This window comes from Endozoicomonas sp. ALC013 (genome assembly GCF_049310205.1).
Classification (GTDB): Bacteria; Pseudomonadota; Gammaproteobacteria; order Pseudomonadales; family Endozoicomonadaceae; genus Endozoicomonas.
In genome coordinates this window covers 23,115-37,984 of the sequence record NZ_JBLYNS010000034.1, presented here as the reverse complement: position 1 = coordinate 37,984, position 14,870 = coordinate 23,115, and the positions used below count along the sequence as shown (strand labels likewise).

The window sequence follows — 14,870 nt, the reverse complement described above, 5'->3', positions numbered from 1 at the left end:
GGCGCACTGACCGTGGCCGTGGTCACGAAGCCATTCGGTTTTGAAGGCAAGCGCAGAATGGCGATTGCCGAAGAAGGTCTTAAAGAGCTTCAGGAACATGTGGATTCGCTGATTACCATTCCCAATGAAAAGTTACTGCCAGTGCTTGGCAGTGATGTCAGTCTGCTCAATGCCTTTGGTGCTGCCAATGATGTTCTGCTGGGTGCGGTGCAGGGTATTTCTGAACTGATTACCCGTGATGGTCTTATCAACGTTGACTTTGCCGATGTTCGCACAGTGATGTCAGAAATGGGTATGGCGATGATGGGTACCGGAGTTGCCACGGGTAGCGGCCGTGCTGCAGAGGCAGCCGAGAAAGCCATCCGCAGTCCGCTGCTGGAAGACGTGGACCTGCAGGGAGCCAAGGGTGTTCTGGTTAACATTACTGCCGGCCTTGACTTTACCGTTGGTGAGTACAACCAGGTAGGCGACGTTGTAAGTCAGTTTGCGTCTAACGATGCAACCGTTGTTATCGGTACTGTTATTGACTCGGAATTAACGGACGAGCTGCGGGTAACTGTCGTGGCAACCGGTATTGGTGCTGGCGGCGTTGCCAGGGAACAGTTGAAGGTGGTTGAAAAAGCACCGCCAAAAAACAAAGACGGCACACCTGACTATGGCAGGCTGGACATTTCTCCTCTGTTGCGTGACAAAAAGAAGGAGGAAGAGGAAGTGAGTCCGCGGGAAGAAGGTAAACGGGCAGCGGTGGCGACCGGAGATAGTGTCGATTACCTCGATATACCGGCATTTCTGAGGCGTCAGGCGGATTAATCAGGGCGTATAAATGCGAACTTGTCTCAATTGTTACTTTTGTTACAATGTGACGTTGCATCCAAATAACAGGGACCTTTCAGGTCGCGGAACAGCGTTATCATGATCAGACAGCGTACACTGAAAAATATTATTCGTGCTACGGGCGTGGGCCTTCACTCCGGTGAAAAGGTTTACCTTACTCTTAAGCCTGCTCCTGTAGATACCGGCATCATTTTCTGTCGTACAGACCTTGACCCGGTCATTGAAATTCCGGCACATGCCCTGAATGTCGGGCAGACGACACTGTGCACGTCTTTGCATAAAGACGGCACCCGAATTGACACTGTTGAACACCTTCTCTCCGCCCTGGCCGGGCTGGGTATTGATAATGCCTGCGTTGAGGTCAGTGCCCACGAAGTTCCCATTATGGACGGCAGCGCTGGTCCATTCGTATTCCTGCTACAGTCCGCAGGTATCCAGGAGCAGAATGCGCCCAAGAAGTTCATTCGCATCAAAGAAGCTGTGACGGTGACGGATGGGGATAAAACGGCAACCTTCAAACCATACGACGGTTTCAAAGTAAGTTTCACCATTGACTTTGATCATCCTGTTTTCAAAAGCCGCTCCCAGACAGCGTCGATTGACTTCTCCAGTACCTCTTTTGTGAAGGAAGTCAGCAGGGCCCGTACTTTCGGTTTTATGCGTGATGTCGAGTACCTGCGTTCCCAAAATCTGGCCCTTGGCGGCAGCGTGGATAATGTGGTTGTTGTCGATGAGTACCGAATTCTCAATGAAGATGGCCTCCGCTATCACGATGAGTTTGTCAAGCACAAGATGCTGGACGCGATCGGCGACCTTTATTTGCTGGGGCATAGTTTGATTGGTCAGTTCATCGGTCATAAATCTGGCCATGAACTTAACAATAAACTGGTTAGAACATTGCTTGCCAATGAGAAATTATGGGAGATAGTGACTTTCGAAGAGGCTGAGGTTTCTCCGATCTCCTATCAGAAGCCCGTTGCTGTAACGGCCTGATGACTGCTTTTTGAATTAATGCTGATCTGTTACGTGATTTTTTGCGAGGCTGGACAATTTTAGTCTTGAATCAGGCCACAATATAATAGTGGCCTTTTTTCTAAGTAAAAAGTCTTTATCCCGAACTGGTTTCTGATAAGTGCATGTTGTTCAAGAGTACTGTTTTTTTGACCTTGAACTGTCGTTGACCGCATTAAAAAATACCGTTTTATAACGATAACATCAGTATCAGGTGGCTCCTAGGCAGAGTGGGATGTAGACGAGCGTAGCTGTAGAAGTGGGGAAATCCGTCCTCTGGTTCTGTATTTTGCATGCTCCTGAAATACAATAGTGGAGATATGCTGCGGGTTTGGCATTAAGGGTTGCTGATGAAAATTATTGTTGTTAACCAGGATCATTCTCGAACCCGAACTTATTCCGGAAGTGGAAAACGGGTAGGGGTTCTGTTTTTCTGTGCTTTTTTGCTCTCCATGGCCGTTGGTGGTGGCGCAATGTATGCCTGGTTGACCAATAACCAGGAGCACATGTTAACCAGTGAGGGCGTTAAAAACTGGAAACAGGTTCTGGATACACAGCAACAGGATCTTGGCCTGGTTCGTCAGCAGGCACAAAACCAGCTGGATGCCCTGATGCTCAGGCTGTCTGAACTTCAGGGGCGTATGACCCGACTGGATGCCCTTGGCGAACGCCTTACCAGCAAGGCAAAACTGGATGACGGTGAGTTTGACTTCAATGAAGTGCCTGCACTGGGTGGCCCTCAGGAGTTTGCTGAAGCAGAAGTAGCCTACAGCAAGGTAAGTCTGATTGAGGCTATTGATCAATTGGCGGATCAGATCGATAACCGCGAAGAACAGCTGGACCTTCTGGATAATCTTATTGCCAACAGAACCCTTCACGACGATGCATTTCTGGCGGGGTTGCCCGTCAGAAAAGGCTGGCTCTCTTCCCGTTATGGTCGCCGTACCGACCCGTTTACCGGTAAGGGTGCCTGGCATAATGGTGTGGATTTTGCCGGTAAGCGCGGCTCAGACATTATTTCCGTGGCGGCAGGTGTTGTTGTCTGGTCAGGCACCCGCTCAGGCTTTGGGCTTCTGGTGGAGGTCAATCATGGCAATGGTTATCTGACACGTTATGCCCACAATGATGAAAACCTGGTCAAGGTCGGTGATATTGTCACCAGAGGGCAGGCCATTGCCAAAATGGGCAGTTCCGGGCGGTCAACCGGACCACATGTCCACTTTGAGGTTTTGAAAAATGGCAAGCCTCAGGACCCTTCGAGATATATCTACAGAGCAAGTAAGTAGAATTTAAGGCTGATTTTTTTCTTGCTCAGGGCGGGTATTCTTTAACTTCAGCTTTCAGTCGAGAAATACCCGCAGGTAGCGATCGAAGGCTCCGGTTTCTACCAGGAAGGCATCGTGGCCATATTGGGAGGGGTGATTGATATAGTGACAGTCCACCCGTCCCTTTAGCAGACCCTGGTACAGCTCTTGCTGTTGTTGCGGAGTGAACAGAATATCACTCTCTACCGAAATTACTGTGGTTTTAGCGGTGATTCTGCCGAAAGTGGCTGCGAGCGATTCGTATTGTTGCGTCACATCATATCGGTCCATTGCGGCGGTCAGCACCAAATAGCAATTGGCATCGAAGCTGCGGCAAAACAGATCGGCGTTATAATCCATATAGCTGTTGATTTCATCATCACGCATACCGATGTTGTTGAAACTATTGAAGCGTCGGTTCCATTCGGCGGCGTTACGATAAGTATAAAGCCCAAGCTTTCGTGCCAATCGAAATCCATTCAGCTGGGCATCCGGTTCATAATTGCCATCTTGAAAAGCCGGATCCAGCCGAATCGATTCCTGCTGGATCCGACGGTTAGCAATATTGGCCGGATATGCCTTATAGGACGAACTGGTCAACAGTAACCTTTGCACCGAATCGGGGTAAGCAATTGCCCAGGTCAGTGAAACCATAGCGCCCATTGAGTTACCGATCATGGCATACAGTCTCTCAATGCCGAGGTGGTCCAGCAATAACTTCTGACTGTGCACCATGTCTTCCATCATCACCTCCGGAAAGTCCCCTGCCCAGGGCTTGCTGGTCACCTGATTAGTGGTCACCGGACTGGTTGAACCAAAACAACTGCCCAAATTGTTGATGCAAATAACATGATACCTGTCGGTATCAATCGCTTTGCCCGGTCCCACCATGGCCTGCCACCAACCCTTTTTCGGATTGGCTTTAGTGGCAGCGACATGGGGCCCGACACTCAAGGCATGATGAATCAGAACAACATTATCCCTTTGCTTATTCAAATGGCCGAACGTTTCGTAACACAACTGCCAGTGTTCCAATACCCGGCCATTGGCAAGGGTGAACGGCTCCGTACTTGTAAACAGGCTGGAGCCGTCTTCGAGGTTCTGTATCGAATAACTCAAGACAGTATTACTTTAAAGTTTCCAGTACTTCGTCGTCTGAGCCTTCGGCTATATCATCAAACAGGAAAGTAGACATGTAACGTTCGCCGGTATCCGGCAACATGGCCAGAATGGTAGAGCCTTCAGGTGCAGTTTCAGCCACTTCAAGTGCAGTCGCAACCGTTGCACCGGCAGAGATACCACAGAAGATGCCTTCTTTGCGGGCCAGCTCAAGCGCGGTATCACGGGCAACCACGTCATTAACTGGCAATACTTCATCAATGACGTCACGGTTAAGGACCGGGGCGATAAAATCCGGCGTCCAACCCTGAATCTTGTGCGGTGCCCACTCTTTGCCACTGAGCAATGCCGCACCGGCAGGTTCGGTGCAGATGATTTTGATGTTTGGGCGGGCAGCCTTAAGTACTTCACCGACACCGGTGATGGTACCGCCAGTGCCGTAGCCACTGACAAAATAATCCAGCCGCTTGCCGGCAAAATCCTGCAAAATTTCAGGGGCGGTGGTGTTTCGGTGATATTCAGGATTGGCTTCGTTTTCAAACTGTCGAGCCAGGAACCAGCCGTTTTTCTCGGACAACTCTTTGGCAACCCGCACCATGCCGGTACCACGCTCGGCAGCCGGCGTCAGTACAACTTTGGCACCCAGGGCACGCATGATTTTGCGACGCTCAACAGAGAATGTTTCGGTCATAACCGCCACAAAAGGATGGTTCAATGCCGCACACACCATGGCCATGGCGATACCTGTATTACCGGAGGTCGCTTCTACGACGGTTTGGCCTTCTTCAAGTTCACCCTTTTGCCGGGCGTCGTTGATGATGGCAAATGCCAATCGGTCCTTTACAGAGGCCATAGGGTTAAAGTACTCGGCCTTCACGTAGAAGTTGACGTGTGCCGGTGCCAGGCGATTGATTTTAACGATGGGAGTCTGGCCGATTGTTTCTAAAATTGAATTGTAAATCATAAGGGTATGTCTCTTGCTGTCTTTCGCCACCCTGATTGAGATTTTTCTGAGCTCTGTTGCCAAAGGGGTGATCAGATTTTCAGGCGCACCAGTATGCCGTCAGTTCAATGCCAGTGCAAAATCTAAAGCAGCTTGAAAGCATTGAATATTTTTTACCGACTCAGCTTAATGGACAGCACAGAAATACAGCTAATATAGGTGAGACTTTGCCGTGATTGTCATAGAATGTTGGACTATTGTGCGCTTGTCTGCTCCGGCCCGGATTTGTCGGTAGGAGGACAGCTCCGGAAACAGAGTGTGAGACTGTTAACAACTTATGTTTGCTTCGTTAATTAAGAAAGTTATTGGTAGCCGGAATGACCGCCAGCTGAAACGGATGGGTAAGATTGTCAAATCAATCAATGCCCTGGAAGAAAGCCTGGCGGCTTTGAGCGACGATGAGCTGAAGGCTAAAACCGGAGAGTTTCGCGAGCGCTTCAACAAAGGCGAAACCCTTGATGACCTGTTGCCTGAGGCGTTTGCTGTGGTTCGTGAGGCGGGCAAGCGGGTGATGGGCATGCGTCATTTTGATGTCCAGCTTATTGGTGGCATGACCCTCCATGAAGGGCGCATTGCCGAGATGCGCACCGGTGAAGGTAAGACACTGGTGGCCACCCTGCCTGCTTATTTGAACGCCATTCCCGGTCAGGGCGTTCATGTGGTTACCGTGAATGATTATCTGGCCCGTCGTGATGCGAACTGGATGCGCCCGCTCTATGAGTTTCTGGGGATGAGCGTGGGCATTGTTGTTCCGCAGCAGGATCCGGAAGAGAAGCGTCAGGCTTATCAGGCGGATATCACCTACGGAACCAATAACGAGTTTGGTTTTGACTACCTTCGTGACAATATGGCCTTCCGGAAGGAAGATCGCTTCCAGCGTGACCTCTTCTTCTCCATTGTCGATGAGGTTGACTCGATTCTGATTGATGAGGCCAGAACACCGCTGATTATTTCCGGTCCGGCTGAAGACTCCTCAGAACTTTATAAAAAGATGAATCAGCTGGTTCCCAGGCTGCAACGGCAGGAGCCCATTCCTGAAGATCAGGATCCCAATGCCGTTGAACTTACCGGTCATTACTCAGTCGATGAGAAGACCCGCCAGGTTGAGTTGAATGAACTGGGCCATCAGTTTATTGAAGAGCTGCTGCAACAGGAAGGCTTGTTGCCGGAAGGGGAAAGCCTTTACGCCTCCAACAACCTGAACCTGCTGCACCATGCGAACTCAGCCCTGAAAGCCCATGTGCTGTTTAACCGCAATGTGGAATACATTGTTCAGAATAATGAAGTTCTGCTGGTGGATGAGCATACCGGTCGTACCATGCCGGGCCGTCGTCTCTCGGAAGGTCTGCATCAGGCGATTGAAGCGAAAGAGGGGCTGCGTATTCAGGCTGAGAGCCAGACTCTGGCTTCCACAACGTTCCAGAATTATTTCCGGAATTATGACAAGCTGTCCGGCATGACCGGTACCGCCGATACCGAAGCGTTCGAGTTCCGTCAGATTTATGGTCTGGACGTGATTGTTATTCCTACCCACAAGGAGATGGTTCGTCAGGATGGCAATGATCTCGTCTATCTGACGATCGCGGAAAAATACGACGCCATTATTGAAGATATCAAGGAAACGGTGAAAGCCGAGCGTCCGGTTCTGGTGGGTACGGCGTCTATCGACTCTTCTGAGCATCTGTCCAAAGCTCTTGATAAATCGGGCATTGCTCACCAGGTACTGAATGCCAAATTCCATGAGAAAGAAGCGGATATCATCGCCCAGGCTGGTCGCCCCGGTGCGGTCACCATCGCCACCAATATGGCGGGCCGTGGTACCGATATCATGCTGGGCGGTAACTGGAAGGCAGAAGTTGCTGAGCTGGATAGCCCGGCCCAGGAGCAAATTGATCAGATCAAAGCGGATTGGCAGAAACGCCACATGGCGGTGCTTGAAGCCGGTGGTTTGCATATTATCGGTACCGAGCGTCACGAGTCGCGGCGTATTGATAACCAGTTAAGAGGCCGTTCCGGTCGTCAGGGTGACCCGGGCTCTTCCCGTTTTTACCTGTCTCTGGAAGACAGCCTGATGCGGATTTTCGCTTCTGAGCGGGTCAAGAACTTTATGAAAGCCCTGGGCATGGAAAAAGGTGAAGCCATTGAACACCGCATGGTGACCAATGCCATCGAAAAAGCCCAGCGTAAAGTGGAAGGTCGCAACTTTGATATTCGTAAGCAGCTGCTGGAATATGATGATGTTGCCAATGACCAGCGTAAGGTCATTTATCATCAACGGGATGAACTGCTCAGTGCAGAGGATGTTTCTTCCAGTATTGAAGCACTCCGTGAAGACGTGGTCAGTGGCCTGATCAGTCAGCACATTCCACCCCAGAGTCTGGAAGAACAGTGGGATGTGAAAGGTCTGGAAGAGAAGCTGGCCAGCGAGCTCAATGAGCGTATGCCGGTTCAGCAGTGGCTGGATGAAGATGATCGTCTGGATGAAGAGGCGCTCCGTGAGCGTATTCTCCAGGGGGTAATCGATTCCTACCGCAAGAAGGAAGAATTGGCCGGTGCTGAAGTTCTGCGCAACTTTGAAAAGCATATTCTGCTGCGGATTCTGGATGACAAGTGGAAAGAGCATCTGGCCACCATGGACCACCTGAGACAGGGTATTCATCTCCGTGGTTATGCCCAGAAGAACCCCAAGCAGGAATACAAGCGTGAGGCGTTTGAGTTATTCCAGCAGATGCTTGAGGATATCAAGTACGACACGATTCGTATTATCTCCCATGTACAGGTGCAGGAAGATGATCGAACCGCTGAGATGGAACGTCAGCGTCGTGAGGAAATGGCCCGGAGAATGCAGTTTGAGCATGCCAGGGCCCAGGGTGTAGAAGCAGAAGCAACCGGGCAGGAAGCACCTGAAGAGGAAGCACACCAGCCATTTGTCCGGGAAGGGCGTAAAGTGGGGCGGAACGATCCGTGTCCATGTGGTTCCGGTAAGAAGTTTAAACAGTGCCACGGTAAAATTGCCTGATCAGGGCAGGTAACTTAAACTGCGGGTCAGCTTTAACAGGCTGACCCGTTTTTGTTTGTGCATCAGCATCTGCTCAAGGCGTAACAACAAAATCAGTCAAGAATAAGCAGCGATATCACCAATGGAGTCAATCATGGCAACGGGTTCTGGGGAATGGGCGGCAGTGAAACCGGTCAGGGGCTTTCGCCTGGGAACGGCTATGGCGGGTATCAGAAAACCCGGCCGCCGGGATCTTGTGGTTATGAACTGGGATAAGGGCAGCTCCGTGGCCGGGGTTTTTACCCTTAACCGTTTCTGTGCGGCCCCGGTTCATTTAAGCCGGGAACGCTTAACCGGTGATCCCCGTTACTTTCTGATTAACACCGGCAATGCCAATGCAGGCACCGGTGAACAGGGAATGGTGGCAGCCAGGCAGACGTCATCCGAGCTGGCGACGTTGTCCGGCGTTAATGAGTGTCAGGTCCTGCCGTTTTCAACCGGCGTGATTGGTGAGCAGCTTCCGGTCAATACGCTCTGTGCAGCACTACCAGCGGCGCTGTCTGATTTGAAAGAAGATAACTGGTTACATGCCGCTGAAGGCATCATGACCACCGATACGCGACCTAAAGGCAGCAGTCGCCAATTTCAACATGAGGGAACCACCTATACGGTCTCCGGAATCAGTAAGGGTGCCGGAATGATCAAGCCCAATATGGGCACCATGCTGGCTTATATCGCAACGGATGCGGCGGTTGAACAAACGTTTTTGCAAAACCTGCTGTTGGACATTACCAACCAATCCTTTAACCGGATCACCATCGATGGTGATACATCGACCAATGACAGCTTTATGGTGGTTGCCACAGGGGCGGCTGGTAATGATGCAATCACTGCCGGAGATTCCGGGTTGGCCGGGAAGTTAGCGGCGAGCCTTCGCGAGGTGGCCGTTGAGCTTGCCCAGGCGATTGTCAGGGATGGCGAGGGAGCCACCAAATTTGTCACTGTAAAAGTGGCAGAGGCGGCCTCCCATCAGGACGCCCTGGAAGTGGCTTATACCGTCGCCCATTCGCCACTGGTTAAAACCGCCCTGTTTGCCAGTGACCCAAACTGGGGGCGAATTCTGGCAGCGGTTGGCCGGGCTGACATTCCTACGCTTGAGATTGACCGTGTATCCATCTGGCTGGGGGATACCGCCATTGTTGACTGCGGCCAGCCCGCAGTGGGTTATACCGAAGAGGCCGGCCAGAAAGTGATGGATCAGGAGGACATCATGATCAGGATTTCCCTGGGCGCAGGCCATTGCACCGAAGAGATCTGGACGACCGATTTATCCCATGAGTATGTAAAGATCAATGCCGAGTATCGCACCTGAATCCATTGCCTCAATGATTATTGACAAGCTGGTAACGAAAAGGCTACTAACGAAAAGCTATGGTCGAAAAAAGCAAGGTTGACAATAGAAGCGTGGTTCGTGTGGCAGTTGCTGTGATTCTTGGGGACGATGGCCGGGTTTTACTGGCCAAACGTCCTGAAGATAAACACATGGGCGGATTATGGGAGTTTCCCGGCGGTAAAGTCGAGCCCGGGGAAGATATCAGGGTCGCCCTGAGCCGGGAACTTCGCGAAGAGCTGGATATCGGCGTTGCCACTTTTTCACCACTCATCAAAATTCGCCATGACTACCCTGATAAGTCCGTATTACTGGATACCTGGGTGGTCAGTGGTATTCAGGGCGAGCCGAAAGGTAATGAAGGTCAGTTGATTCGGTGGGTTGAGAAGGATTGTCTTAATGACTATGAGTTTCCTGAAGCCAATAAGGTGATTCTCCGGGCGCTGCAACTTCCTGACCATTATATGATTACCGGGCATTTTGCGGAAAAAGAAGCACTCTTTAACAGCGTTTTGGCAGCGCTGGATAACGGTATTCGCCTGATTCAATTTCGGGCTCATTGGCTTGAGGCGGGTGACTATCTCCGGCTGGCACGGGAACTATCAAGTTTCGTTCAGGCCGCTGGTGGGACGCTGATCATCAAAGGGGATCTCTCCCTTTTGTCAGAGTCATGGTGCCATGGACTGCATTTGACCTCCCGTCAGCTGGGTTTGCCGGTTAAACCTGAAAAGCGCCATAGCGGCCAGCTTCTGGTCGCCTCATGTCACGATAAGGCGCAGATCAAAGCGGCTGAGGCAATGGCGGTGGACTTTATTACCCTGTCACCGGTCAAGGCAACCGCTTCCCATCCTGAGGCCAGCCCTCTTGGGTTGGAGCGGGCTAAAATGCTGACTGGCATGGCAAAAGTCCCTGTGTTCTGGCTTGGGGGGATGAATCCAGAAGATGCGCATCTTGCCCGGCAGCTGGGTGCCCGGGGAATTGCCGCCATTCAGGCTTTTTGGGGCTGATTTTCTTTGGCTTTGGAACGCCTGCTCAGAGCTATAGGGCCTATCAATTATTGGTCAGTTTTGCTTTTATTATGATTTTTAAATAACTAGAAATTATTTAATTCCTAAAAATTATAACTGACTATTGAACCAACTCATAATTTTCCTCTCTAAAACATCAGTATCACTTTAAAAAATCACAAACAACCAATAGAGGAAGTTATTATGCCTAGCTCAATCGGTGCACCTGCACCTCAAGTAACCGTTGTGGAACCCCGCAAAAGAGATTGGACCATCGTGAGATGGTGCCACAAAGTTGCCGATAGTGTTTCCAGAAAATTTGACGAAGGAAGCACATTCGGTAAATGGCTTGGACGTGCAGTTGCAGCAGTCTTTGTGCCTTTTGGAATCTTGCCTTCCCTGGTTGGTGATGCCATCCACGGTATTAGAGGTAAAGACCTTTCTGACAGGCGTGTTGAAACCACACAGGCAGTTGAAAAGAAAATTCCAACCATGGAAGAATTTGCGGCCCTGAAAGCGGATAAAGAAGCACTGATAGCGGATAAAGAAGCACTGCTTAAGAGGGTTTCTGCTGCAGAAGCGGATGCCAGGCAAGCAAAGCTTGAAAAAGAGGACCTTAATATTTGTGCTGAAAGTCAAGCTGACGCTCTGGTTCGTATTGCTCATGAAGAAAAGCAAGAGCTTTTAAAGAAGGCACAGGATAAATTCAATAAAGAGCGCGAATCTAAAGTTCGTTGTATCCGTAGGCAGCATAAGGAGCTTCAATTCAACGGCGTAAGATTAAAACGGCAGGAAAGAATACTGAAAGAACTGCAGACGGATCGGGAAAACTACAAGGCTGTTGCTATTCATCATAAGAATAAAACTGAAAGTTTAAGGAGTATCGCAGGTATTAATTTTCTACATGCTTTCAGAGAAACAAATAGGTCTATTTCTACGGAGAAAGAGTTGGTAAGGGAACAGAAAATAACCCGTTTTATGGCAGAAGAGTTGACGAAGGAACGGCAAAAAACCTGGCAAGAGAAATATCTGAATGACCTTTTTAAAGATTTCAAAGTTAAGCATGATTCGAAAGATTCGAAAGATTCGAAAGATGTGCTGGCTGAGGAAAATTTGGTAAGTCGTGAAGAGTTGCAAAATTTAGATATTAACTCTGTTGTAAAGGTTGAAATGAATGAGGATGGGAAGGATCCAATCTTTAACCTTACCGTTTTAGCGCCGGGGGCTGTTAAGAGGGTTGTTAGTATCAATTTAAGCCAGTTGAACATTTTGTTGGATCGCATGGATCAATTTTATAATGAAAGGGTGGATTTTGAAGAAGGTGTTCATGTTGCCTTTAAGGCTCTGGAGGAGTGTGCCAGGGAATCAGAGTCAAAAATTAATGGTCTTGGGCAGATCAACGAAGAGGATTTTGACTCGCATTCCGTCGATGATAATGCAGGTAAAGCTGAAGGCATTGAAGGCATTGAAGGCGGTGAAGGTGAGCAGCCTTTGTCGTTTGATAATTCTGCCCTGTATTTTCAACCGGAAGAACCTGCTGTGATCCTCTTGTCTCCGCTGGGTCAAAATGCCACTGGAAACCAACCTGGTGCAGAGGTTTCTGTTGATAAGCAAGATTCGGAATCTGTGAAGACTAATAATGGTGAAGAGGGGGTATAAATCTTCGAGACTCACCTGATCTCAAGCCATCGTTTGCCCATGGCAGCAAAGCTTGAAAATTAGTGCCATAAACCGGGGATATCCCCGGTTTTTTTATTGGCTTGCATATCGTCCTGAGCGTCAACAGGCCCTGAACATGACTACTTAATGCCGGGTGGGCACCTCATCAAGCTCCTGGGACATCAGGTCATCAAAGGCCGGATCACCCGGAATGGTATGTTCTTCTTTTGCCCAGGCACCAAAGTCAATCAGCTTGCAGCGTTCTGAGCAAAAGGGACGGTACTTGCTTTCGGGAACCCACTTCACGGCTGTTCCGCACTGTGGGCATTTAATGGTTTTGGTCATGTGCTAGCCAGATAGACTTGGAAAAGGTATATCGCCTCAATTCACCACAGGTGGCTGTGGTGGAGGTGCGTCCTGAATTTTGGGTTTGGAGCGGCCAATCAGGCCGAAGGTTAGCGTGCTCCAGATGGATGGATCCACGTCTTCAAACACCTTGTAACCTACAAAATTGCCATTCTTGTCCAGTGCCGGGTGGTTCGGGTAGTTCAGCCTCAACACCTCCAGGGCCTCACCGGCGGGTTCTGGCAGTTCCAGATGTTGATAGCCTTCGACCATAATGGCCAGGGCTTCGGGAACGGCAGGTGTCTGTTGCATATTCTCGACAACATAGCGCCCACGGTTGACCGCAGCGACATAGGCCTTACGTTTCAGATAATAGTTAGCGGCATGAATTTCGTACTCGGCCAGCCGGTTACGGAGGGCAACCATGCGCTGGCGGGCATCCGGCACGTATTTACTCTCGGGGTAACGGCTCAGCAATTCAGAAAACTCGTTAAATGATACCCGGGCCTGGCCAGGGTCACGGCGGGTCAGATCCATTGGCAGGTATCGCTCCAGCAAGCCCATGGACGCAGTGTTGGACGCCAGCCCTTTGATGTAATAGGCATAGTCTGCATCAGGGTGTTGCGGGTGCAGGCGGATAAAACGGTCAGCGGCAGCTCTGGAGGCTTCCGGCTCGGCATTTTTGAAATAGGCGTAAATGATATCCAGTTGTGCCTGTTCAGCAAATGAACCAAAAGGATAGCGGGACTCCAGGGTTCTCAGAGATTTAATGGCTTCGGAATAGCGACCGTCCTCAAGCGCCTTGCTGGACAGTTGGTAAAGCTCAGGCTCAGACAGGGCTTCCGGGAGTTGCTCTTTATTTTCGGTGGATGCACAACCCGCCAGAAGAACAGTGGCAAACACCATTAAAATGGATCTGGTGAGAAACGGGGGCAGTACCCTGGGCAATTTTGCAGTCAAGATGGTCATGGTGTTGATTGGTTTCCGTACTTGTCCCGTGCTCTTTACACATCATTTTCTGTCGCTTTCGACAACCACTCAGGCTTCAGAGTCTTCTTGTGATAAACTCTTCAAACCGATAAAAAGACTTACTAAACCTGCATTTAAACATAGTCTGCCGGAAAACGAAAAGACAAGATTTTACGGCCTTCTGGTCACAGGCATGTGCGGTTTGCGTTGTTGGTACTGAAAGTAGATTTATGAACTGAGTGTTGCTGAATGGGCGAAGTTACTAAGCATGTCATCAAAGAGAGTGTCACGGTGCCTGATGATCAGGGTGGTCGTCGATTTGATCAGATAGCGGCGGCCTGTTTTCCGGAGTTTTCCAGGGCCCGGCTTCAGGAGTGGATTCGTGAGGGCTTTCTGGTGGTGGATGGCGATGCCCGAAAACCAAAAGAGAAGCTCTATGGCGGGGAACAGTTATCTCTGTCCGTTGAGGTTCAGCCTGAAGGGCAATGGACGGCGGAAAATATCCCGTTGGACGTTGTTTATCAGGATAACCATATCATGGTGATCAATAAGCCTGCAGGTCTGGTGGTGCATCCCGCTGCAGGAAATTATACCGGGACGCTGCTCAACGCCCTGTTGTATCACTATCCGGATAATGCTGCGTTGCCCCGGGCTGGCATTGTGCACCGGCTGGATAAGGATACCACCGGCCTGATGGTGGTTGCCCGTTCCCCGGCAGCGCACACCGACCTTGTTGCACAGCTGCAGGATCGTACGGTTCATCGCGAATATGAGGCGGTTGTGCGAGGGGTAATGACGGGAGGGGGTGTGGTTGATGCGCCGATCGGCCGACACCCGCAAAACCGCTTGAAGATGGCCGTTGTGCGCGGTGGCAAACCGTCTGTTACCCATTACCGGGTAGTGAAACGTTATAAGGCGCACACCCATATCCGGCTTAACCTGCAAACCGGCAGAACTCATCAGATCCGTGTGCATATGAGTCACCAGCACTTCCCCCTGGTGGGTGATGACCTTTACGGTGGGGGGCTGAAGTTGCCCAAGTCATGTCCGGCTGCGTTGGAAGCCGTTCTGAGAGCCTTCAGAAGACAGGCCCTTCATGCCCGTCAGCTTGGTCTGATACATCCGGCCACGGGAGAGTATATGGAATGGGAGGTGCCCCTGACCGATGATTTCCAGATGCTATTGGACAGTCTGGCTGCCAATGAGCCGCTCTCAGATTAAGACAGAGGAG

General features: G+C 50.4%; 12 protein-coding genes. 8 read left to right on the top strand and 4 right to left on the bottom strand.

The features are described from left to right. From ACO6V1_RS08905 to ACO6V1_RS08895, 3 genes are all read left to right on the top strand, one after another. A partial coding sequence (locus ACO6V1_RS08905; RefSeq protein WP_422466576.1) for a cell division protein FtsZ occupies positions 1 to 810 on the top strand: 810 nt, incomplete at its 5' end. A 102-nt stretch (positions 811 to 912) separates the two neighbouring features. Next, positions 913 to 1,827 (top strand): UDP-3-O-acyl-N-acetylglucosamine deacetylase, encoded by a 915-nt coding sequence (gene lpxC, locus ACO6V1_RS08900; RefSeq protein WP_422466574.1) that lies wholly within the window; start codon positions 913 to 915, stop codon positions 1,825 to 1,827. A 368-nt stretch (positions 1,828 to 2,195) separates the two neighbouring features. Beyond that, positions 2,196 to 3,131 (top strand): M23 family metallopeptidase, encoded by a 936-nt coding sequence (locus ACO6V1_RS08895; RefSeq protein WP_422466572.1) that lies wholly within the window; start codon positions 2,196 to 2,198, stop codon positions 3,129 to 3,131. Positions 3,132 to 3,185: 54 nt separating this feature from the next. Here ACO6V1_RS08895 and metX read toward each other — a convergent pair whose 3' ends face one another. Next, on the bottom strand, positions 3,186 to 4,268 hold the full coding sequence (metX, locus tag ACO6V1_RS08890) for a homoserine O-acetyltransferase MetX (protein ID WP_422466570.1): 1,083 nt from the start codon (positions 4,266 to 4,268) through the stop codon (positions 3,186 to 3,188). Positions 4,269 to 4,275: 7 nt separating this feature from the next. Next, on the bottom strand, positions 4,276 to 5,232 hold the full coding sequence (gene cysK / locus ACO6V1_RS08885) for a cysteine synthase A (protein WP_422450957.1): 957 nt from the start codon (positions 5,230 to 5,232) through the stop codon (positions 4,276 to 4,278). A gap of 316 nt (positions 5,233 to 5,548) precedes the next feature. Here cysK and secA point away from each other — a divergent pair, with 316 nt between their 5' ends. From secA to ACO6V1_RS08865, 4 genes are all read left to right on the top strand, one after another. After that, positions 5,549 to 8,290, top strand: a complete 2,742-nt coding sequence (gene secA, locus ACO6V1_RS08880; protein ID WP_422466568.1) for a preprotein translocase subunit SecA — start codon at positions 5,549 to 5,551, stop codon at positions 8,288 to 8,290. 133 nt (positions 8,291 to 8,423) lie between these two features. Next, positions 8,424 to 9,641 carry a bifunctional glutamate N-acetyltransferase/amino-acid acetyltransferase ArgJ gene (gene argJ, locus ACO6V1_RS08875; protein ID WP_422466566.1) on the top strand — a complete coding sequence of 406 codons (1,218 nt, stop codon included), beginning with the start codon at positions 8,424 to 8,426 and terminating at the stop codon, positions 9,639 to 9,641. Positions 9,642 to 9,700: 59 nt separating this feature from the next. Then, a complete protein-coding gene (locus ACO6V1_RS08870) occupies positions 9,701 to 10,666 on the top strand; it encodes a Nudix family hydrolase (protein ID WP_422466564.1) in 966 nt (321 codons plus the stop codon). A gap of 204 nt (positions 10,667 to 10,870) precedes the next feature. Further along, positions 10,871 to 12,325, top strand: coding sequence for a hypothetical protein (locus tag ACO6V1_RS08865; RefSeq protein ID WP_422466562.1), 1,455 nt, complete (start codon positions 10,871 to 10,873; stop codon positions 12,323 to 12,325). A 144-nt stretch (positions 12,326 to 12,469) separates the two neighbouring features. Here ACO6V1_RS08865 and yacG read toward each other — a convergent pair whose 3' ends face one another. Continuing rightward, positions 12,470 to 12,670 carry a DNA gyrase inhibitor YacG gene (gene yacG, locus ACO6V1_RS08860; protein ID WP_422466560.1) on the bottom strand — a complete coding sequence of 67 codons (201 nt, stop codon included), beginning with the start codon at positions 12,668 to 12,670 and terminating at the stop codon, positions 12,470 to 12,472. Positions 12,671 to 12,706: 36 nt separating this feature from the next. Further along, entirely contained in the window at positions 12,707 to 13,639 is a 933-nt protein-coding gene (locus ACO6V1_RS08855) for an outer membrane protein assembly factor BamD (RefSeq protein WP_422466559.1), read from the bottom strand. A gap of 249 nt (positions 13,640 to 13,888) precedes the next feature. Here ACO6V1_RS08855 and rluD point away from each other — a divergent pair, with 249 nt between their 5' ends. After that, positions 13,889 to 14,860, top strand: coding sequence for a 23S rRNA pseudouridine(1911/1915/1917) synthase RluD (gene rluD, locus ACO6V1_RS08850; protein ID WP_422466557.1), 972 nt, complete (start codon positions 13,889 to 13,891; stop codon positions 14,858 to 14,860). Positions 14,861 to 14,870 lie beyond the last annotated feature (10 nt).